The sequence below is a fragment of the Burkholderia sp. AU45274 genome, from assembly GCF_030482505.1.
In the GTDB taxonomy this organism is placed as follows: Bacteria; Pseudomonadota; Gammaproteobacteria; order Burkholderiales; family Burkholderiaceae; genus Burkholderia.
On the sequence record NZ_JAUJQE010000004.1, the window covers coordinates 233,864 to 252,339 of the forward strand.

19 protein-coding genes are annotated in these 18,476 nt (G+C 67.2%); 5 read left to right on the forward strand and 14 right to left on the reverse strand.

From position 1 onward, the window contains the following. Window positions 1-34: 34 nt before the first annotated feature. The 3 genes from QZM35_RS16820 to QZM35_RS16830 form a co-directional block, all read right to left on the reverse strand. Entirely contained in the window at window positions 35-1,312 is a 1,278-nt protein-coding gene (locus QZM35_RS16820) for an L-fuconate dehydratase (RefSeq protein WP_089426871.1), read from the reverse strand. 23 nt (window positions 1,313-1,335) lie between these two features. Beyond that, window positions 1,336-2,178, reverse strand: coding sequence for an ureidoglycolate lyase (locus QZM35_RS16825; protein WP_089426870.1), 843 nt, complete (start codon window positions 2,176-2,178; stop codon window positions 1,336-1,338). A gap of 83 nt (window positions 2,179-2,261) precedes the next feature. Then, window positions 2,262-3,026 carry an SDR family oxidoreductase gene (locus QZM35_RS16830; RefSeq protein WP_301776411.1) on the reverse strand — a complete coding sequence of 255 codons (765 nt, stop codon included), beginning with the start codon at window positions 3,024-3,026 and terminating at the stop codon, window positions 2,262-2,264. Between the two features lie 663 nt (window positions 3,027-3,689). Here QZM35_RS16830 and QZM35_RS16835 point away from each other — a divergent pair. From QZM35_RS16835 to QZM35_RS16845, 3 genes are all read left to right on the forward strand, one after another. Further along, on the forward strand, window positions 3,690-3,980 hold the full coding sequence (locus QZM35_RS16835) for a DUF3331 domain-containing protein (protein ID WP_069252332.1): 291 nt from the start codon (window positions 3,690-3,692) through the stop codon (window positions 3,978-3,980). A gap of 167 nt (window positions 3,981-4,147) precedes the next feature. Next, a complete protein-coding gene (locus QZM35_RS16840; RefSeq protein ID WP_301776412.1) occupies window positions 4,148-5,134 on the forward strand; it encodes an oxidoreductase in 987 nt (328 codons plus the stop codon). Window positions 5,135-5,348: 214 nt separating this feature from the next. Continuing rightward, the gene (locus QZM35_RS16845) at window positions 5,349-5,645 is read left to right on the forward strand and encodes a DUF4148 domain-containing protein (RefSeq protein ID WP_089426868.1); all 297 of its coding nucleotides are present in this window, start codon (window positions 5,349-5,351) and stop codon (window positions 5,643-5,645) included. A gap of 202 nt (window positions 5,646-5,847) precedes the next feature. Here QZM35_RS16845 and QZM35_RS16850 read toward each other — a convergent pair whose 3' ends face one another. The 6 genes from QZM35_RS16850 to QZM35_RS16875 form a co-directional block, all read right to left on the reverse strand. Further along, window positions 5,848-7,044, reverse strand: a complete 1,197-nt coding sequence (locus tag QZM35_RS16850) for a TauD/TfdA family dioxygenase (protein ID WP_089426867.1) — start codon at window positions 7,042-7,044, stop codon at window positions 5,848-5,850. Window positions 7,045-7,066: 22 nt separating this feature from the next. Beyond that, a complete protein-coding gene (locus tag QZM35_RS16855; protein ID WP_089426866.1) occupies window positions 7,067-8,023 on the reverse strand; it encodes an alpha/beta hydrolase in 957 nt (318 codons plus the stop codon). A 33-nt stretch (window positions 8,024-8,056) separates the two neighbouring features. Then, window positions 8,057-8,545, reverse strand: a complete 489-nt coding sequence (locus QZM35_RS16860; protein WP_089426865.1) for a thioesterase family protein — start codon at window positions 8,543-8,545, stop codon at window positions 8,057-8,059. A gap of 12 nt (window positions 8,546-8,557) precedes the next feature. Next, complete coding sequence (locus QZM35_RS16865; protein ID WP_011547128.1) at window positions 8,558-9,523, reverse strand: L-carnitine dehydrogenase; 966 nt, start codon at window positions 9,521-9,523, stop codon at window positions 8,558-8,560. A gap of 87 nt (window positions 9,524-9,610) precedes the next feature. After that, window positions 9,611-10,540 carry a 3-keto-5-aminohexanoate cleavage protein gene (locus tag QZM35_RS16870; RefSeq protein ID WP_301776413.1) on the reverse strand — a complete coding sequence of 310 codons (930 nt, stop codon included), beginning with the start codon at window positions 10,538-10,540 and terminating at the stop codon, window positions 9,611-9,613. 83 nt (window positions 10,541-10,623) lie between these two features. Then, a complete protein-coding gene (locus tag QZM35_RS16875; protein WP_089426864.1) occupies window positions 10,624-11,577 on the reverse strand; it encodes a choline ABC transporter substrate-binding protein in 954 nt (317 codons plus the stop codon). Window positions 11,578-12,187: 610 nt separating this feature from the next. Between QZM35_RS16875 and QZM35_RS16880 the strand changes: the two genes are divergently transcribed. Further along, window positions 12,188-13,771, forward strand: coding sequence for an isocitrate lyase (locus QZM35_RS16880; protein ID WP_089426863.1), 1,584 nt, complete (start codon window positions 12,188-12,190; stop codon window positions 13,769-13,771). A gap of 55 nt (window positions 13,772-13,826) precedes the next feature. Here QZM35_RS16880 and QZM35_RS16885 read toward each other — a convergent pair whose 3' ends face one another. Beyond that, window positions 13,827-14,705: a LysR family transcriptional regulator gene (locus QZM35_RS16885; RefSeq protein WP_174973757.1), complete on the reverse strand. Its 879-nt coding sequence runs from the start codon at window positions 14,703-14,705 to the stop codon at window positions 13,827-13,829. A gap of 121 nt (window positions 14,706-14,826) precedes the next feature. On the opposite strand from QZM35_RS16885, the gene QZM35_RS16890 reads away from it, so the two are divergent. Continuing rightward, complete coding sequence (locus QZM35_RS16890) at window positions 14,827-15,276, forward strand: DMT family transporter (protein WP_174973760.1); 450 nt, start codon at window positions 14,827-14,829, stop codon at window positions 15,274-15,276. A gap of 72 nt (window positions 15,277-15,348) precedes the next feature. Here the strand turns inward: QZM35_RS16890 and QZM35_RS16895 are convergent, their stop codons facing one another. The 4 genes from QZM35_RS16895 to QZM35_RS16910 form a co-directional block, all read right to left on the reverse strand. Then, the gene (locus tag QZM35_RS16895; protein WP_301776414.1) at window positions 15,349-16,854 is read right to left on the reverse strand and encodes an aldehyde dehydrogenase family protein; all 1,506 of its coding nucleotides are present in this window, start codon (window positions 16,852-16,854) and stop codon (window positions 15,349-15,351) included. Between the two features lie 33 nt (window positions 16,855-16,887). Beyond that, a complete protein-coding gene (locus QZM35_RS16900) occupies window positions 16,888-17,328 on the reverse strand; it encodes a cytochrome c (protein ID WP_301776622.1) in 441 nt (146 codons plus the stop codon). Between the two features lie 101 nt (window positions 17,329-17,429). Beyond that, a complete protein-coding gene (locus QZM35_RS16905; RefSeq protein WP_301776415.1) occupies window positions 17,430-17,930 on the reverse strand; it encodes a cytochrome c in 501 nt (166 codons plus the stop codon). Then, window positions 17,927-18,463, reverse strand: a complete 537-nt coding sequence (locus QZM35_RS16910) for a methylamine dehydrogenase light chain (protein WP_089433112.1) — start codon at window positions 18,461-18,463, stop codon at window positions 17,927-17,929. The genes QZM35_RS16905 and QZM35_RS16910 overlap by 4 nt, the downstream gene beginning before the upstream one ends. Window positions 18,464-18,476: the final 13 nt, after the last annotated feature.

Sequence of the window (18,476 nt, forward strand, 5' to 3'; positions counted from 1 at the left end):
CCGTCGTTCATGTTGTCGGCACGCTCGACGCGTGTCAGCCGCGGAACCGGTACTGCTCCAGCGATTCGGGCTTCATCTCGATCGAGAAACCGGGCGCCGTCGGCGGCATGTAGGCCGCGCCGCGCACGACGCACGGTTCGACGAAATGCTCGTGCAGGTGATCGACGTACTCCGTCACGCGCCCTTCCTTCGTGCCGGCAATGCAGATGTAATCGATCATCGACAGATGCTGCACGTACTCGCACAACCCGACGCCGCCTGCATGCGGACACACGGGCAGCCCGTACTTCGCGGCCATCAGCATCACCGCGAGAATCTCGTTCACGCCGCCGAGCCGGCACGCATCGATCTGCACGACGTCGATCGCGCCGCGCGCGATGAACTGCTTGAACAGCACGCGGTTCTGGCACATCTCGCCGGTCGCGACCTGCACGGGCGCGATCGCCTCGCGGATCTTGCGATGCCCCTCGACGTCGTCGGGGCTGGTCGGCTCCTCGATGAACCACGGCCGCGCGAACGCCAGCTCGCGCACCCAGTCGATCGCCTCGTCCACCTCCCACACCTGGTTCGCGTCGATCATCAGCTTGCGGTCCGGGCCGATCACCTCGCGCGCGATCGTCACGCGGCGAATGTCGTCCGCCAGGTTCGCGCCGACCTTCAGCTTCACGTACTCGAACCCGGCGTCGACGGCTTCGCGACACAGCCGCCGCAGCTTGTCGTCGCTGTAGCCGAGCCAGCCGGCCGACGTCGTGTAGCACGGGTAGCCGTCGCGCTCGAGCAGCGCGATCCGTTCGGCCTTGGCCGGCGCCTGCCGGCGCAGCAGGTCGAGCGCTTCGTCCGGCGTCAGGCAGTCGGTCAGGTAGCGGAAGTCGATCGCGCGCACCAGCTCCTCGGGGCTCATGTCGGCCACGAGCCGCCACAGCGGCTTGCGTTCGGCTTTCGCCCACAGATCCCACACCGCGTTGACGACCGCGCCCGTCGCCAGGTGGATCGCGCCCTTGTCGGGGCCGATCCAGCGCAACTGGCTGTCCGACGTGACGTGCCGCCAGAAGCGGCCCATGTCTTCGCGGATCCAGTCGAGATCGAGGCCGACGACGAGGTGACGCATCGCGTCGATCGCCGCGCAGCAGATTTCGTTGCCGCGCCCGATGGTGAACGTGAGCCCGTGACCTTCGAGCCCGTCATGGTCGGTTTCGAGCACGACGTAGGCCGCCGAATAATCGGGGTCCGGATTCATCGCGTCGGAGCCGTCGAGCTGGCGCGAGGTCGGGAAGCGCACGTCGAGGACGCGCATCGATCGAATGATAGGCATGACGAACCGTCCGTTAAAGGAAATCAGGCCTGCACGGTGCGCTGGCGTTGCTCGCCGAGCCCGTCGATGCCGAGCGTGATCACCTGTCCGGCGCGCAGATAGACGGGCGGCTTCTGCCCGAGGCCGACACCCGGCGGCGTGCCGGTCGAGATCACGTCGCCCGGCTGCAGGCTCATGAAGCGGCTCAGGTAGCTGATCAGGTGCGGCACGCGGAACACCATCGTCGCGGTCGTGCCGTTCTGGTAGCGATGGCCGTCGACGTCGAGCCACAACCGCAGCGCGTGCGGATCGGGCACTTCGTCGGCCGTCACGAGCCACGGGCCGAGCGGCCCGAACGTGTCGTTGCCCTTGCCCTTGTCCCACGTGCCGCCGCGTTCGAGCTGGAATTCGCGCTCCGACACGTCGTTCACGACGCAGTAGCCTGCGACGTGCGACAGCGCGTCGGCTTCCGCGATGTAGCGGCCGCCCTGGCCGATCACCACGCCGAGCTCGACTTCCCAGTCGGTTTTCTCCGAGCCGCGCGGAATCTCGACGTCGTCGTTCGGCCCCGAGATCGCGCTCGTCCACTTGCCGAACACGACGGGCTCCTTCGGCACGTCCATCCCCGATTCGGCCGCGTGGTCGGAATAGTTGAGCCCGATGCAGATGAACTTGCCGACGCGGCCGACGCACGCGCCGAGCCGCGGCGTGCCTTCGACCAGCGGCAGCGACGACGGCGGAATGTCGCGCAGCCGCGCGAGCGACGCCGGCGCCAGCACGTCGCCGGCGATGTCGTCGATCACGCCGGACAGGTCGCGGATATGGCCCTGCGCATCGAGCAGGCCCGGCTTTTCATGGTGTTTGTCGCCAAATCTCAGCAGTTTCATGTCGTGTTGAGCCGATACGGAAAGTGAATGGGAGGGCGCGGTTAGTTCGACACGGCCGGTTAGGCACGGCCGGTCAGGCACGGTCAGTTCGACCAGCCGCCGTCGATCAGGTGGATCGCGCCGGTCGTGAACGACGCTTCGTCGGACGCGAGGTACAGCGCGAGCGCGGCCACTTCCTCCGCGCGGCCGATGCGTCCGATCGGCTGGCGCGCGACGAACGCCTGGCGCACCTCGTCGGTCGACACGTGGCGCGTGCGCGCCTGGTCCGCGATGCGTTGCTCCAGCGACGGCGATTCGATCGTGCCCGGGCAGATCGCGTTGCAGCGGATGCCCCGCTCGACGAAATCGGCGGCCACCGCCTTGGTCAGGCCGATCACGGCCGCCTTGGTCGTGCCGTAGACGAAGCGGTTGGGCACGCCCTTCACGCTCGACGCGGCCGACGCCATGTTGATGATCGACGCGCCGCCCGCTTCAAGCATCGCGGGCAGCAGCGCGCGGGTCAGCCGGTACATCGACGTGACGTTCAGGTTCAGCGAGAACGCCCACGCTTCGTCGTCGCAGTCGAGGATCGAGCCGTGGTGAACGAAGCCCGCGCAGTTGAACAGCACGTCGAACGCGCGTTCGCTCGCGGCGAGCGCTGCGACGTCCTGCGCATCGGTCACGTCGAGCCGACGCGTGGCCAGCCGGCCGCCCGCGCGCTCGGCGTCGGCCTCGAGCCGCACGAGCGCGGCTTCGTTGATGTCGGTCGCCAGCACGTCGGCGCCCTCGCTCGCGAACCGCAGCGCGGTCGCGCGGCCGATGCCCTGCCCGGCCGCCGTGACCAGCGCGCGTTTGCCCTGCAATCTCATGAGCGACACTCCCGAAAAAGCGGCCACCCATCGGCCGATTGGCACAAAGGACTAAAGGTCCAACCAATCTTAGGAAGTGATTCCGCGTTTGTCACGGAATCAGGATTCAGTATTTACCCGGGTGGGGAAATCGGCCTGTTGAGCAAGGATTCGACGTTCGATAGCGCCCGGGAGCCCCCCCAGGATTCGGACAAATCCAATACCGGCGGGCCTTCCAGTCGATTCTTTCGCACAAGCGGGGCACGACATCCCGCCAAACTGACGAAAAAGTCATGTTCACGTCAGGGTCTCAACGGGATGCGCGCGCCATCATGACGTACCGGACTGCGCATCCGGTCCATCGCCACCCCGCCCGCGTTCGATCCCTGCGGGCACCTCCGTCCCCCCGGCGATGGGCTCCGTGACTGGGCGAGCAGACACGGCGCGCAGGCCGATTTTCCGCCCCGGGCTTCGTGTCCGGGGCGTTTTTGTCTGTGGTTTCCAAGAAAATAAGCCTGGATTGTTTCTAAATCGGCAAAAGGTAATTTGAGCCAGACAGGATGTTTTTTCCGGTCACAGACGCTTACATTTAGCGCACCACTCATGGAAACCGCTACGGATTCGCCATCGGGTAGTGACATCCACTGCCATGACCGAACCGCACGAGCTTTAGGAAACGGCAAAATGAAGGCCTCCAAATCCCTGCCTGTGCTCGATCCCGCCGACGTCCACGTCGAAATCCTCGAACGTTCCGATACGCTGCTCGTCGTCCGCTGGGTCGAGCCCGGCCGCTGTCACTACGGTGAGCAGCGCTGGCGCCGCCGCTTCGCGCAACGCACCGGCACCTGCGCGCTGTCGCGCCAGGTGATCCACCGCGGCGACGAAGTCTTCCGCCCGGCCGAACGCCCGGCGCCCGCGAACGCGGCCGCGATGATCTCCGCCGCCGAAGTGCTCGCGCTGGCCGGCGGCAGGTAAATCCTGCCGGCCGCGCGTCACTGCACGCGGCGCCATCCGATGCGCCGGCCCTAGAAGCGCCGGTCTAATTCCCCCGCTTGTCTGCCACGCCCGCGCGCACTATCGTTACACCACTCAATGTAATGATTACGCGCCGCGGCCGCCCGGCCGCGCCGATGGGGGCAGACATGCATGCATGGAGCGCGCGCCACGTCCCGGCGCAAGGCGGCAAGGTCGCGGTCGTGACCGGCGCCAACAGCGGGCTCGGCTGGCAGCTGGCGGAAACGCTGGCCGCGAAAGGCGCGACGGTCGTGATGGGCTGCCGCGACGCGGCCCGCGCCGCGCAGGCGGCCGACGCGATCCGCCGGCTCCATCCCGATGCCCGCGTCGAAGTCGACGCGCTCGACCTCGCCGATCTCGCGTCGATCGCACGCTTCGCGGCCGATGTGGCCGAACGCCATGGGCGCGTCGATATCCTCTGCAACAACGCCGGCGTGATGTTCCTGCCGCTGCGCCATACGCACGACGCCTTCGAGATGCAGTTCGGCACCAACCACCTCGGCCATTTCGCGCTCACCGGCCATCTGCTGCCCGCGTTGCGCGCCGCGCGCCGGGCGCGGGTCGTGACGATGTCGAGCGGCTTGAACCGCGGCGGCCGGATCCGCGTCGACGACCTGCGCGCCGAGCATCGCTACAACCGTTATCTCGCCTATTGCGACAGCAAGCTCGCGAATCTCGTGTTCGCGATCGAGTTGCAGCGCCGTTTCGAGCGCGCGGCGTTCGCCGGGATCAGCGTGGCCGCGCACCCGGGCTACGCGGCGACCAACCTGCAGTTCGCGGGCCCGGCGATGGACCGCTCGCCCGCCCGTGCCGCGCTGATGCGCGCCGCGAACCGTTATCTCGCGCAGCCGGCCGACCAGGGCGCGCTGCCCGCGATTCATGCGGCAACCTCGCCTGATCTCGCCGGCGGCGCGTACATCGGGCCGTCCGGCTGGTTCGAGTCGCGCGGGCTGCCGGCGCCCGCGAGCGTGCCCCGCGCGGCGCGCGACGTGGCCTCCGCGGCGCTGCTGTGGGAAGCCTCGGAAGCGGCGACGGGCGTGCGTTTCCTCAGTTCGGGCGCACCGGCCGGACGCGCGCCGGGCCGGTCGTTCGACACGGCGGCCGAGGTGCGCTGAACCGCGCTTCGCCATCCGCAAGATTCGCGATACTTGTTGCACCGACCGAAAAGAAAGCCGGTTGAAAGCCTGATTCGACGCGCCACTGTTACCACCCAGGAAACAATTTATCGTCAAAACCAGCGTTTACCCTGAACCTTCCGATGACTAAGATTTGATCAATCGCTTAAGACATGGTGTCGAGAGCGAACTCAATAAAACACCGGAGGTCATCATGAAATCGCTCGTTTCCGCAGTCGTTGCCGCTGCCGCCCTGTCCGCTTCGTTTGGCGCATTCGCTCAAAGCACCGTGACCCGCGCTCAAGTGCGCAACGAACTGGTCCAGCTCGAACAAGCCGGCTACAAGCCGGGCGTGGCGAGCCCGTACTACCCGAACGACATCCAGAGCGCCGAAGCGCGTGTTCATGGCGCCGACACCAGCGGCTACGGCGCACAACCGGCTCCGGCCGTCCACTCGGGCGCCCCGGCCGCATCGTCGAACGCTCGCGACTCGATCTTCTTCGGCCAGTAAGCCGATGCGCCCTCGGCGGGCGCCGCGCGTCGCGCGATGAAGCACGAAAGTCAGGACGAGCCCCCTTGCGGGGCTCGTCCTTTTTGATGAAACGCATACCTCCGCCGCCCGGCAACGGGGGGCTTCGCCCGGGCGCCTGGCGTCCGGGTGTTTTTTCATTTCCGAGGGATGCGTGCGAGCAGGACGAAACCGCGCGCGCCCGTCAGCGCGACGCGGCCGCGGCAGGCGCCGAACGCGACAGCACGCGCCACCGCGACAGCAGTTCGTCGCGATCGATGTAGCAGCCCTGCAGGTGCCGGCGGCCGGTAGACGGATCGAACTCGGTGCGCGCATGCAGCACGCGGCGGTTGTCGAACGCCCACATGTCGCCCGCCCGCAGCCGGCGCTGCACGCGAAAGCGCGGCTCGCGCGCCAGCGCGAGGAACCGCCGGTACGCGCGATAGACGGCCGCGACCGAGCCGGCCGGCGCATCGAGCGGCCCGCGCAGGAAGTTCGCGACACGCACCTCGGTCACGTTGCCGCGCGCGTCGAGCCCGATCACCGGCGCCGAGCAGCGGTAGTCGCTGTTCGCACTCTTGTTCCAGAACTCGAACGGCGTCACCGCAAGCTGTTCGAAATCGGCCGGATGCTCGCGCCGCAGCGCATCAGCCAGCGCGAAGCCGTCGAGGAACACGCTGTCGCCGCCGGTCGCGTCGTTCGCGAGGCAATGCAGGAACTGCACACCCGGCTGCAGCTCGCGGGTCGGCAAATCGGTATGCGGCGGCAGGTTCAGCGACGTATACGCATTGCTGTCCGGGCGCGGCTTCGATTCGACGTCGAACAGCACGCCGAAATTGCTCTCGCGGATCAGGCCGATGCGGCGCGCAATCTCGTCGACACGGCCACGCTCGGCCGGCACGCCTTCGACGAGCGTCAGCCCCGTGCGTTGCAACGCGGCGAGCCACGCGAGCAATGCGCGGTCGTCCTCCATCACGTCGCGCCACGCGAACACGCCGATGGCCGTCGCGTCGTCGCCGGCCCACACGTGCCGCCCGTGCGCGGCCTGCCGCTCCGCGCGCGACGCGTCGTCGTACGCATGCGCGCGCAACCAGCCCGGCGACCACGCGCTGCGGTGTCCGTCATTCCACTCGACATGCAGCGCGCCGTCGGTTTCGACGTGCACCGTGAGCGCGGAGAGATCCTCGCGCGCATCGGCGATCTCGAACACCTGTTCACGCGTGACGGCATGCACGCACGCGGAACACGCGCAGTTGTCGCGCAGCCAGTCGAAATGAAACGGCGATCGTCGCGTGTCGCTCCATTCGACGTCCACCGCGCCGTCGCCAATCGTCGCCGCCGCAATGGCCGCGTCGGCCGAAAACGTCCGCCAGTCCTCGATACGGTGTTGCGCTGCCTGCATCGTTGCCTCCCGGAAACGCCCGCTACGCGTGTGGTGCGAGCAGAAACCCGCCGACCGTCCGGTGCAGCCGCGCCGCCTGCGGGCTCGTTCCGAGCGCGCGCCAGCAGCCGTGCACCAGCCCTTCTCCCATCCAGTAGTGCGCGGCCCCGCCGGCCGCGCGAATCCGTTCGACGTATACGCGCGCGTCGTCGCGCAGCGGATCGTGTTCCGCGCCGATCGCGAGCACGGGCGGCAGGCCGTCGAAACGCGAAGCCGCGAGCGGTATCGACGCGCGCAGCAGCGGGTCACCGTCTCCCAGCGCATCGAGCAAGCCGCCTTCCCAGTACAGCGCGCGATAGCGATGGACGTCGTCGAGCGTCAGCATCGGCGCGTGCGCTTCCGTTTCGCGCGCGGGCGATTGCGGTTCGAACCCGAGCATCGGATAGACGAGCGCGATGCCGTCAATACCGCCTTCGCCCGCATCGCGCAGCGCGGTGGCCACCGCCGCCGCGAGCATGCCGCCCGCGCTGTCGCCCGCGAGCGTCAGCGGATGCATGCACGGCCCGAACGGCCAGCGTGCGTCGCGCGCGGCGCGCGTGACCTCCAGGCAATCTTCGAGCGCGGCCGGCGCGCGATGCTCGGGCGCGAGCCGGTAGTCGGCCGCGATCACGTCGAGCCCCGTATCGGCCGCCAGTTGCGCGGTGATCAGCGCATGACTGTCGAGCGAGCCGACGACGAAGCCGCCGCCATGAAAGAACAGCACCGTGCCGCGTGGCGTGCGGTGCGCGGACGTGTAACGCCGCAGCGCGATCGCACGGCCGTCGGCGGCGTGCCAGACGGCGTCCTGCTGCACGATGCCGGCCGGCAGCGCGGCCGGCGTCCATTCGGCCGCGAAGCGGTCGTACAGGCGGCGCTGTTCGGCGGGCGAGCGCGCCGCCGCGTCGGCCGGATACCACGCGTCCACGGCGGCAACGAACGTCGCGATTTCCGGTTCGAGCATCGTGTGCGCTCCGAGGTCGACGGTTCGCGCCGGCTAGCGGCGCGGCGGCAGCCCGATCACGCGGCCCGCATACGCGGGCGCCGCGCCATCGCGCTGCAACGCATGCAGCTCGGCCACGCGGGCGGCCACGTCGTCGTCGAACGGCGCCGATTTCGCGCCGTCGCGTGTATCGACGTGCAGCAGCATCTGCTCGCTCGCCGACACCGCATCGTCGTGCCCGTCAGCGAACAGCTCGAGATACAGGTGCAGCCGCTTCGCGTCGTGCGCGAGCACGCGCGCATCGACGCGCACCGGCGTGCCCTCCTTGATCTCGTGCAGGTAGTTCACGTGCGCTTCGAGCGTGTAGACCGAGCGACCCCGCTCGCGACGCGCGGCGTCATCGAGACCGATGCGATCCAGCAGCGCATCGGTCGCGAAGCTGAAAATCAGCAGGTAGAACGCATCGCGCAGGTGGCCGTTGTAGTCGACCCATTCGGGCCGCACCACGTCGCGGTAAATCGTCAGCGGGGTATCGCCGGTCATTGTCTGTCGTCCTCAGTCTTCGAATCGCATCCCGTGCCGCGCCTTCACCGCGGCGATCGACTTCAGCACCTCGGTGATGCACTCGTCGCGATAGCGTTCGAGTTCCTTGATGCTGCGCGTGCCCTGCTGTTCGGTCGTGCCTTCGACGACGCTGTCGATCAGCGCGTCGGTCAACGTGGGCGCGACCAGCTTCGTCCACGGCAATTCGAGCGCGGGGCCGAACTGCTGCATGAAGTGTCGCATGCCCGCATCGCCGCCCGCGAGCGTGTAGGTCAGGAACGTGCCCATGAACGACCAGCGGATGCCCGCGCCGAAGCGGATCGCATCGTCGATCTCGCCGGTCGTCGCGACGCCTTCGTTGACGAGGTGCAGCGCCTCGCGCCACAACGCTTCGAGCAGGCGGTCGGCGATGAAGCCCGGCACTTCCTTGCGCACGTGCAGCGGCCGCATGCCGAGCTTGCGATAGACCTCCATCGCGCCTTCGACCGCTTCCGGCGACGTGCGCGCGCCGCCGAGCACCTCGACGAGCGGCAGCAGGTAGACGGGGTTGAACGGATGGCCGACCACGCAGCGCTCCGGATGCGTCGCCCGCGCGTAGAAATCCGTCGGCAGCAGCCCCGACGTCGACGACGCGATGATCGCGTCGGGCTTCGCCGCGCGGCTGATCTGCTCGTGCAGTTCGAGCTTCAGCGCCTCGCGCTCGGGCGCGCTTTCCTGGATGAAATCCGCGTCGGCGACGCAGGCCTCGATCGTCGAGACGAAACGCAGCCGCGCAGGGTCGGCGCCCGGTGCGAGGCCGACGCGCTCGAGCGCGGGCCACGCGTTCGCGACGTTCGCGCGCAGCCGCGCTTCCGCGCCCGGCGCCGGGTCCCATACGACCACGTCGAGACCGTGCGCGAGCGCGCGGGAAATCCATCCGCTGCCGATCACGCCGGTGCCGATGGCGGCGAACGTCTTGATGTCGGTCTTCACAGCCATGTCAACGCATCCTTCAAATCAGGGGAAATCGGTGGGCGGCCGCGCCTTTGCGTGCCGCCGCGTCATGTCAATCAGTCTGGTAAAAACTCACGCGAACTCGGCGATCGCACGGCGTTCGAGCGGACGCTCGCCGCGCGCCGGCAAGCCGAGCTTGCGGCGGCCTTCCGCCGGCGTCAGCACGCGGGCACCGAGCCGTTCGATGATCTCTCTCGCGCGCTCGACGAGCGAGCCGTTGGTCGCATGCACGCCGCGATCGAGCCAGATGTTGTCTTCGAGGCCGACCCGCACGTGGCCGCCGAGCAGCATCGCCTGCGCGACCATCGGCATCTGCATGCGGCCGATCCCGAAGCCGGCCCAGTGCGCGCCCGGCGGCAGGTTGTCGACCATCGCCTTCATCGTGCCGGTATCGGCCGGCGCGCCCCACGGAATGCCGAGGCACAGCTGGAACAGCGGCGGATCGTCGAGCAGCCCTTCCTTCAGCAACTGCTTCGCGAACCACAGGTGGCCCGTGTCGAAAATTTCCAGCTCGGGCTTCACGCCGAGTTCCTGGATGCGCTTCGCGCCGGCGCGCAGCTGCGCGGGCGTCGATACGTAGATGTAGTCGCCGTCACCGAAATTCAGCGTGCCGCAGTCGAGCGTGCAGATCTCGGGCAACAAGTCCTCGACGTGCGCGAGCCGCGTGAGGCCGCCGACCAGATCGGTGCCCTTGCCGAAACGCATCGGGTCCTCGCCGGGGCCGATCTCGAGATCGCCGCCCATGCCGGCCGTCAGGTTGATGATCACGTCGACGTCGGCCGAGCGGATGCGGTCGACCACTTCGCGGTACAGGTTCGGGTCGCGGCTGCCGCGCCCTGTCTGCGGATCGCGCACGTGGCAGTGCGCGACCGTCGCGCCGGCCTTCGCGGCCTCGATCGCGGCGGCCGCGATTTCCTTCGGCGTGACCGGAATCGCCGGATGCTTGCCGACCGTATCGCCCGCGCCGGTGACGGCGCAGGTGATGATGACTTCGTGGTTCATGCTGGTTGCCTCGCTTGAATCGGGTTGTGTCGCAATGCGAATGTTTCTTCGGCGCGCGCCGGGTGCGGCGCGCGGGTCATCCATCACAGGCCGAGATACGCCTTCACGGCCGGCAGGCCATCCTTGCCGTCGAACGTCTTGACGCCCGCGAGCCACGGATCGAGCACCTGCGGGTTCTTCTTCAGGTACGCCTTCGCGGCCTCGGCCGGCTTCGTCTTGTTCATCACCGACTGCATCAGCTGGTTCTCGAGCTGCGTCGAGAAGCGCAGGTTCGTGACGAGCTTGCCGGCGTTCGGGCAGCGGGAAATGAAGTCGGGGGCCGTGAGCGTGTACACGCGCGCTTCGCCGTAGTTCGGCCCGAACGACGCATCGCCGCCGGACAGATAGTTCATGCTGATCTGGATGTTCATCGGATGCGGTTCCCAGCCGAGGAAGACCACCCACTTCTTCTCGCGGATCGCGCGCTCGACCGTCACCAGCATTCCGGCCTCGCTCGATTCGACGAGCTTGAAGCCGCCGAGCCCGTACTGGTTCGTGTCGATCATTTTCTGGATCGTCGCGTTCGCGCTGCTGCCCGGCTCGATCCCGTAGATCTTGCCGTCGAGTTCCGCGCGGTGCTTCGCGATGTCCTCGAAGGTCTTCAGGCCCGCCTGGTACTCGTAGCTCGGCACCGCGAGCGTCGCCTTCGCGCCCGACAGGTTCGGCGGCTCGACGACGTTGATCGACTTGCTGTCGAGGAACGGCTGGAGCTGCTTCTGCTGCACGGGCCACCAGTAGCCGAGCGATATGTCGAGCTGCTTGCTCTTCAGGCCGGCAAACGAGATCGGCACCGACGCGATCGTCGTGGTCGGCTTGTAGCCGAGCGCCTCGAACACGGTCGACGCGAGCGCCGTGGTCGACGTGATGTCGGTCCAGCCGATATCCGCGAAACGCACGGTGCGGCAGGCCGCGGCATCCGTTTCGGCCTGCGCCGCGTGCGTGAACGCGCCGGTCGCCAGCACGGCCGCGACAAGCGCGGCGATCTTCGTCGACTTCATGGTTCGTTACCTCCCGGTTTGACTCGCGGCAGCCGGTGCGCGGGGTGTGCCCGGCCTGCATCGTGGGAGTAAAAGTAACGAGCCATATTGGCCGCGAGAAGACCGGCGGCGACCTGTTCTTGACTATTTGCGACTATGAGTGGAAACCACTAGGTTTCTTGAGAGGCTTGATGGGCGGTGTTTTTACGCGTATTTCCGATGGATCCGGCTTGTCCGCATGCGGCGCGATGCTTTCGATTCGGCCCGGACGAAACGGCATGCCGAGGCGGCTGCGGTTCAGCGCCGCTCGCACCGCCCCGACGAACGGGTGTCACGGGCACGTGTGAAGCTGGCCCGGCCTCCAGCAGCCGAAAGAGCATTTCGTATTGCGGAATCCATGTCGAATTCCCGCGCCGCGGCCTTTTCGTCGCTTGAAAACTTGTTTTGCATTGCAAAAATCGCTGCGTAACTCATTGAAAATCAAGCAAAAATAATGTCTTATGTCTTATATAAGACATCGCCAAAAGCACGATGGGCGGCGTTACTATTTATCCCATGCAGTTCGCTTCGACAGACGTAGCGGGCACGCTCAACCAGTTACTCAAACGCGCTTTGCTCCCAGGAGATTGACATGGCCCAGTATCAAGACGACATCAAGGCAGTTGCCGGTTTGAAGGAAAACCACGGTAGCGCGTGGAATGCGATCAGCCCCGAGTACGCCGCCCGCATGCGTGCCCAGAACAAGTTCAAGACGGGCCTGGACATCGCCAAGTACACCGCGAAGATCATGCGCGCCGACATGGCCGCCTACGACGCCGATCCGGCCAAGTACACGCAGTCGCTGGGTTGCTGGCACGGCTTCATCGGCCAGCAGAAGATGATCTCCATCAAGAAGCACTTCAACAGCACCGAACGCCGCTACCTGTACCTGTCCGGCTGGATGGTCGCTGCGCTGCGCTCCGAGTTCGGCCCGCTGCCGGACCAGTCGATGCACGAAAAGACCTCGGTCAGCGCGCTGATCCGCGAGCTGTACACGTTCCTGCGCCAGGCCGACGCCCGTGAGCTCGGCGGCCTGTTCCGCGAACTCGACGCCGCCAAGGACGCCACGGCGAAGGCCGCGATCCAGGAGAAGATCGACAACCACGTCACGCACGTCGTGCCGATCATCGCCGACATCGACGCCGGTTTCGGCAACGCGGAAGCCACGTACCTGCTGGCCAAGCAGTTCATCGAAGCAGGCGCATGCTGCATCCAGATCGAAAACCAGGTGTCCGACGAGAAGCAGTGCGGCCACCAGGACGGCAAGGTCACCGTGCCGCACGAGGATTTCCTCGCGAAAATCCGCGCGATTCGCTACGCGTTCCTGGAGCTGGGCGTGGACGACGGCATCATCGTCGCCCGTACCGACTCGCTGGGCGCCGGCCTGACCAAGCAGATCGCCGTGACCAACACGCCGGGCGACCTGGGCGACCAGTACAACGCTTTCCTCGACTGCGAAGAACTGTCGGCCGACCAGCTGGGCAACGGTGACGTGGTCATCAAGCGCGACGGCAAGCTGCTGCGTCCGAAGCGCCTGCCGAGCAACCTGTTCCAGTTCCGCGCCGGCACGGGCGAAGCGCGCTGCGTGCTCGACTGCATCACGTCGCTGCAGAACGGCGCCGACCTGCTGTGGATCGAAACCGAAAAACCGCACATCGCCCAGATCGGCGGCATGGTCAGCGAGATCCGCAAGGTCATCCCGAACGCGAAGCTGGTGTACAACAACAGCCCGTCGTTCAACTGGACGCTGAACTTCCGCCAGCAGGCGTACGACGCGCTGAAGGCCGAGGGCAAGGACGTGTCGGCCTACGACCGTGCACAGCTGATGAGCGTGGAATACGACGACACGGAACTGGCCAAGCTGGCCGACGAGAAGATCCGTACGTTCCAGGCCGATGCATCGCGTGAAGCCGGCATCTTCCATCACCTGATCACGCTGCCGACGTACCACACCGCCGCGCTGTCGACCGACAACCTGGCCAAGGAATACTTCGGCGACCAGGGCATGCTGGGCTACGTGGCCGGCGTGCAGCGCAAGGAAATCCGCCAGGGTATCGCCTGCGTGAAGCACCAGAACATGTCCGGCTCGGACATCGGTGACGATCACAAGGAATACTTCAGCGGCGAAGCAGCGCTGAAGGCGGCCGGCAAGGACAACACGATGAACCAGTTCTGATACCGGTCATCGCCACGCGAAACGCCAACCCGTGACGTTACGGGTTGGCGTTTTTTTATTCGCCGATCACCCGCACGAACGCGTCCGCCAGCACCGTCGGCGCGACCGGCAACACCAGCGCGCACACCGACCTGGCGTCGTCATCGGAAATCGGCACGAAGACGACGCCGTCGATCCCGAGACTCGCCATCCGTTCCGGCACGATCGCGACGCCGTGCCCGGCCGCGACGAGATTCAGCATCGACGTCTTCGGCGACACGATCCGGGCGGTCGCCGGCACGAAGCCGCGCTTCAGGCAAAGATCGATCACGACGCGCGCGAGCCCGCCCCGCTCCCGATACACGGCCGATACGAACGGCTCGTGCCGCAGTCGCGAGATCGCCATGCGCTTGCGGCCCGCCAGCGGATGATCGGCCGGCACCGCCGCACACAGACGTTCGGCCGCGAGCTCGACGAAGCGCACGCGCGGATCGCGGCGCAGCACCGGCAGACGAACGATCCCGATATCGGCGTTGCCGTTCGCGATCTCCAGCACCTGATCCTCGGACGACGCGCGGTCGAGATCGATCCGTGCGCCCGGACACGCGCGCATGAAGCGCTCGAGCACCGGCATCAGGCTGCCGACGGGAACGGTGCTCGAATGCAGGAGCCGCAAGACGCCCGCTTCGCCGCGAGACAACTGCGCGCCCTCGTCGGCCGCGGCGGTCAGGGTCGTGGGAATCGACGCCACGCGATCGCGATAAAGCGCGCCGGCCGGCGTGAGCCGCACACCCCGCGGCTCCCGGTCGAACAGCGGAAACCCCAGCTCGTCTTCCAGTTGACCGATCTGCCGGCTGAGCGCCGACTGCGCGACGTGGAGCGCGCTCGCGGCCGGCGTGAAGCCGCCGAGATCGGCCACGGTCAGGAAATACTGGATTTGCCTCAGGGATGGCATGCCGAAAAGAGATGGATAAGCGCCTGATTTGATATTTGCGTTATACCGCCGCGCTTTCCAGAATGGAAGCCTGTCGTGCCGGAGCCGCCGTCACGGCCACTTCGCCGGAGCCTGCCTCGTCGTGACTACTCTCCTGTCCTATCTTCTGGTCGTGGCCGCCGGCGTCAGCGTGGCGTTGCAACAGGTGCTCAACGCCAATCTCCGTGCGCAGCTCGGCTCGCCGTGGTGGGCCGGTTCGGTCAGCTACCTCGTCGGCCTGGCCGCGATGCTCGCGGTCGCGCTGCTGACCCCGCATCCGCGCTTGAGCGGCACCGGCACCATTACCGGTGCCGCGTCGTGGTTCAGCTGGACCGGCGGGTTCTTCGGCGCGGTGTTCGTCGGCATCGCGATCCTGATGGTGCCGCGACTGGGCGCCGCGACGACGCTCGCGCTGATCGTCGTCGGGCAGATGACCGGCGCGCTCGCGTTCGACCACTTCGGCGTGCTCGGCATCCAGCAGCATGCGGCCAGCCCGATCCGCCTGGCCGGCGCGGCGTGCCTCATTCTCGGGGTGGTGCTGGTTCGGGCGTGACGACGTCTCGCGTCGCTGCCCCATGCGTGGGCGTTGCCGAACCGCCGGCAACGCATGCACCCGCCGCGACGCTCACGCGTAGTTCATCATCACCGACTTGCTTTCCGTGTACTGGTCGATCACCGCACGGCCGAGTTCGCGACCGAAACCCGACTGCTTCATCCCGCCGAACGGCAACGCGTTGTCGAGCAGCGAGTGGCAGTTGACCCACACCGTGCCGGCCGCGATGCGCGGGATCAACTTGTGGATCGCGGAAAGGTCGTTCGACCAGATGCTCGCGCCGAGGCCGTACGGCGTGTCGTTGGCGAGCTGCACGGCCGTGTCGACGTCGTCGAACGGCATCGCGACGAGCACCGGCCCGAAGATCTCCTCGCGCACGACGCGCATCGCCTGCGTCGTGTCGACCAGCACGGTGGGTTCGACGAAGAAGCCGGGGCCGTCGATCGCCCGGCCGCCCGCGGCAGCGCGCGCGCCCTCGCCGAAGCCCGAGTCGATATAGCCGCACACGCGCTGGCGCTGCTTCGCCGAGACGAGCGGGCCGATCTGCGTCGACGGGTCCAGCCCCGGGCCGATCTTCAGGCTCGCGGCGATCTTCGCGACGCGCTCGATCACGTCGTCGAACACCGTCGCATGGATGTACGCGCGCGACCCGGCCGTGCACACCTGCCCCTGGTTGAAGAAGATCGCGTTCGCCACGCCCAGTGCGGCCTTGTCGGGATCGACGTCGGGCAGCACGATCACCGGCGACTTGCCGCCGAGTTCGAGCGACATCCGCGTCATGTTGTCGAGCGCCGCGTGGCCGATCGTCTTGCCCGTCTGCGTCGAGCCCGTGAATGCGATCTTGTCGACGCGCGGATCGCGCGACAGCGCGGCGCCGGCCGTGTGACCGTAACCGGTGACGATATTGACGACGCCGTCGGGAAAGCCGGCCGCCTGAATCAGCTCGCCGAGGCGCAACGCGCTGAGCGGCGTATCTTCCGCGGGCTTCAACACCACGGTGCAGCCCGTGGCCAGTGCGGGCGCAAGCTTCCACGCGGCCATCAGCAGCGGGAAATTCCACGGAATGATCGCACCGACCACGCCGACGGGCTCCTTGCGCGTATAGGTGAAGATCTCGCTGTCCGGCATGTAAGGCATGCCCGCGTCGATCACGCTGCCTTCGATCTTCGTCGCCCAGCCGGCCATGTAGCGGAAGCACTGCGCGGCCATCGCGACGTCGAGCCCCTGCGCCACCATCACGGGCTTGCCGTTGTCGAGCGACTCGATCTCCGCCAGCTCGCGCGCATTCGCTTCGATCAGGTCGGCGAGCGCGAGCAGCAGGCGTTCGCGGTCGGTGGTCTTCGCGGTGCGCCACGGCCCCGCATCGAATGCGCGCCGCGCGGCGGCGACGGCCTGCTGCACGTCGTGCTCGTCCGCTTCGGGCACGTGCGCGAGCACGGTGCCGTCGGCCGGGTTCACGACGTCGAGCTGGCGGCCCGACGCCGCGTCGCGCCACTCGGCGCCGATCAGCATCTTCTTCGGCTTCGCGAGAAACGCGCGCGTGGCGTCGAGCAGCGGGAAATGTTCGTTCGTCTCCATCTTCCTGATTCCTCGTTTTCCTGAATGAGTCGGTCAATAGCGATCCGCGACACCGTCGATCCCGCGCGCCTGCAACGCGCGCACGAGGCCGGCGCGCACGGTCGCGACGTCGGACAAGGCGGGACGGCGATGCGCGGCGACTTCGGCGGCCGTATACGGCTTGAAGTCGCGCGGCAGTGCGTCGCGGTTCATGGTCGTGAGTACCCAGTTGAGCACGTCGGCGAGATCCTGGTCCGACAGCGCCGAATTCGACGCGCCGGGCACGCGCATCACGTACTCGCGCCCGGCCGGCAGATGCGTGAAATAGCCGAGCGAGTTGGCGAGCGGCGGCACCTTGCCGGGGATGCCGCCGCCCGTCGCCGTATGGCAGCCCATGCAGTTGAGCACCCAGTGCTGGCGCGCGAGCGCCGCGTCGGCCGCGCCTTCGGCATGCACGGGTGCCGTGGTCAAACCTGCGACTGCTCCGGCCAGCATCAGCAACGACGACAGGCGACGCGACACGCTGCCGAGCCACGACGACACCGCGCACCGCGTGCGGGCCGCGGCGTCGCCAGCACGGGGCGCGCACGCGAGCGTCACAGGCCGAGCCCCTTGATGACGACGTCGCGTTGCGCATGAACGGCCGCGCCATCCATCGCCTTCGCGCGCGCCGCACGGATATCCGCCGCCGTGAACGGCTTCGCGTCACCATGCTGCGCGTTGAGATCGAACACGACGTAGTTGAGCACGTGCGCGATGTCGTCATCGCTCGCGCTCGCAAACGACGGCATCTTGAAGTTGTAGTGCTTGTCGCGCACATTGATCTCGCCGAACATCCCGTGCAGCAACGTTGCGACCAGTTGCGCGCGCCCCGGCTCGGCCGTCGCGTACTTGCCCGGATACTCGGTCAGCGGCGGCGCGAGGCCGTCCTGCCCCTTGCCGCCCGCCTGGTGGCACACCGCGCACTGCGCGTCGAACAGACTCTTGCCGGCCGGGTAATGCACGGTTTCCTGCGCGCCGGCGGCGGCCGGCAACGCGAAGGCCGTCACGGCCGCCATGCATGCGACGGCGAACTTCCCTGCTTGCTTCCCTTTCATTGTTTTGCCGCTCCCAGCAGAACCGAAACCGAACAGTGATAGTTCGAATTTCCGTTGGCCATGCACCAGTTGATGTCGTTGTTCAGCGACAGCTTGTACAGCGGCTTCTCGCGCTCGTTGCGGTTGCAGAAGCATTTTCCGCACGATGTCTTGCCGCAGCAGTCGTTGTACGACACGATGTAGTCCGAACCGTCGTGCGGGTTACGGCAGGTGCCGATCCACGTGATCGGCGAAGGCGTCGTGCCCGGTGGGCAACTGCTCGACGTGCCGCCGCAGCAACTGCACAGCCAGCCGTCGATCGCGCAGTATTTCCAGTAGTCGCAGCTCATCGGATCGTCGCTCGCCGCCGTCGCGGCGCCCCCGGACGCAGCCGATGCCGCATCGGCCGCATACGCGGTGCGATCGATGGGCAGCAGCGGCAGCAGCGCCGATCCCACCAGCACCTTGCCGAGCTTCGCCATCGCGCTGCGCCGCGAACTGTGCTGCGCGACGCCGCGCGCCGACCGCTCGAACCATGAATCAAACAGGCCCATGTCGTTGTTCTCC

What these genes read in the sequence shown, in the direction of transcription:
- QZM35_RS16860 (WP_089426865.1), bottom strand. Translation starts at nt 8,545, where the DNA reads ATGACCGGCGATACCCCGCTGACGATTTACCGCGACGTGGTGCGGCCC.
- QZM35_RS16855 (WP_089426866.1), bottom strand. Translation starts at nt 8,023, where the DNA reads ATGCTCGAACCGGAAATCGCGACGTTCGTTGCCGCCGTGGACGCGTGG.
- QZM35_RS16870 (WP_301776413.1), bottom strand. Translation starts at nt 10,540, where the DNA reads ATGAACCACGAAGTCATCATCACCTGCGCCGTCACCGGCGCGGGCGAT.
- QZM35_RS16850 (WP_089426867.1), bottom strand. Translation starts at nt 7,044, where the DNA reads ATGCAGGCAGCGCAACACCGTATCGAGGACTGGCGGACGTTTTCGGCC.
- QZM35_RS16885 (WP_174973757.1), bottom strand. Translation starts at nt 14,705, where the DNA reads ATGCCATCCCTGAGGCAAATCCAGTATTTCCTGACCGTGGCCGATCTC.
- QZM35_RS16865 (WP_011547128.1), bottom strand. Translation starts at nt 9,523, where the DNA reads ATGGCTGTGAAGACCGACATCAAGACGTTCGCCGCCATCGGCACCGGC.
- QZM35_RS16825 (WP_089426870.1), bottom strand. Translation starts at nt 2,178, where the DNA reads ATGAAACTGCTGAGATTTGGCGACAAACACCATGAAAAGCCGGGCCTG.
- QZM35_RS16835 (WP_069252332.1), top strand. Translation starts at nt 3,690, where the DNA reads ATGAAGGCCTCCAAATCCCTGCCTGTGCTCGATCCCGCCGACGTCCAC.
- QZM35_RS16845 (WP_089426868.1), top strand. Translation starts at nt 5,349, where the DNA reads ATGAAATCGCTCGTTTCCGCAGTCGTTGCCGCTGCCGCCCTGTCCGCT.
- QZM35_RS16905 (WP_301776415.1), bottom strand. Translation starts at nt 17,930, where the DNA reads ATGAAAGGGAAGCAAGCAGGGAAGTTCGCCGTCGCATGCATGGCGGCC.
- QZM35_RS16840 (WP_301776412.1), top strand. Translation starts at nt 4,148, where the DNA reads ATGCATGCATGGAGCGCGCGCCACGTCCCGGCGCAAGGCGGCAAGGTC.
- QZM35_RS16895 (WP_301776414.1), bottom strand. Translation starts at nt 16,854, where the DNA reads ATGGAGACGAACGAACATTTCCCGCTGCTCGACGCCACGCGCGCGTTT.
- QZM35_RS16880 (WP_089426863.1), top strand. Translation starts at nt 12,188, where the DNA reads ATGGCCCAGTATCAAGACGACATCAAGGCAGTTGCCGGTTTGAAGGAA.
- QZM35_RS16900 (WP_301776622.1), bottom strand. Translation starts at nt 17,328, where the DNA reads ATGCTGGCCGGAGCAGTCGCAGGTTTGACCACGGCACCCGTGCATGCC.
- QZM35_RS16875 (WP_089426864.1), bottom strand. Translation starts at nt 11,577, where the DNA reads ATGAAGTCGACGAAGATCGCCGCGCTTGTCGCGGCCGTGCTGGCGACC.
- QZM35_RS16910 (WP_089433112.1), bottom strand. Translation starts at nt 18,463, where the DNA reads ATGGGCCTGTTTGATTCATGGTTCGAGCGGTCGGCGCGCGGCGTCGCG.
- QZM35_RS16830 (WP_301776411.1), bottom strand. Translation starts at nt 3,026, where the DNA reads ATGAGATTGCAGGGCAAACGCGCGCTGGTCACGGCGGCCGGGCAGGGC.
- QZM35_RS16820 (WP_089426871.1), bottom strand. Translation starts at nt 1,312, where the DNA reads ATGCCTATCATTCGATCGATGCGCGTCCTCGACGTGCGCTTCCCGACC.